The following is a 697-nucleotide window of genomic DNA, read 5'->3' as shown; positions in this document are numbered from 1 at the left end:
GGCCGAGGCCGCGGGCCTGGGTGTCACGCTGGACAGCGGTGACATCGCCCACCTGTTCGGCGAGGATCAGGCCCGCTATCTGGTCGCCTGCCGCCCCGACGCTGCAGAAGCCTTGACCGCCGCGGCCCAGGCCGCAGGCGTCCCCATCGCCACCGTTGGCCGCTTTGGCGGCGACAGCGTGACCTTGGGCGACGACAGTGCGCCGCTGGCCGAACTGTCGAGCCTGTATCGGACGGCCTTTGCGGCTGCGATCCAGGGCGACATGCCCGATCACGCATGATCCGCGCGCCTTCGGGCTTTGCCGCGCTGATCACGGCGGCGGGACGGGGCACGCGGGCCGGGAACGGCCTGCCCAAGCAGTGGCGCGATCTTGCCGGGCGTCCTGTCCTGGACCGGACCCTGACGGCCTTTGCAGGATTTGAACGGATCGTTCTAGTCGTTCACCCAGATGACATGGGGCAGGCCATCGCCCGCTATGCCGGCGGCATCACCATCGTCGCGGGCGCCGAGACCCGTGCCGCCAGCGTCCGCGCCGGCCTGACCGCCCTGCAGGGCCAGGCCAGCCATGTCCTGATCCATGACGGGGCACGCCCGCTGGTCGCACCATCGGTCATCGACGACGTGATCCGGGCGCTGCAAGAGGGTGCGGACGCCGCCGCACCCGCGTTGCCCGTGTCGGACGCGCTGTGGCGGGGGG

1 protein-coding gene and 1 pseudogene are annotated in these 697 nt (G+C 71.4%); both read left to right on the top strand.

What is annotated here, in order from left to right; all coding sequences use genetic code 11:
• Positions 1–280 (top strand): annotated as a pseudogene (locus tag TW83_RS21360) (phosphoribosylformylglycinamidine synthase II); the annotation flags it as partial.
• A partial coding sequence (locus TW83_RS17315; RefSeq protein WP_045984033.1) for a 2-C-methyl-D-erythritol 4-phosphate cytidylyltransferase occupies positions 277–697 on the top strand: 421 nt, incomplete at its 3' end. The pseudogene TW83_RS21360 and the gene TW83_RS17315, both read left to right, overlap by 4 nt.

This window comes from Paracoccus sp. S4493, from assembly GCF_000967735.1.
GTDB lineage: Bacteria > Pseudomonadota > Alphaproteobacteria > Rhodobacterales > Rhodobacteraceae > Paracoccus > Paracoccus marcusii.
This window is presented reverse-complemented; position numbering and strand designations above follow the sequence as displayed.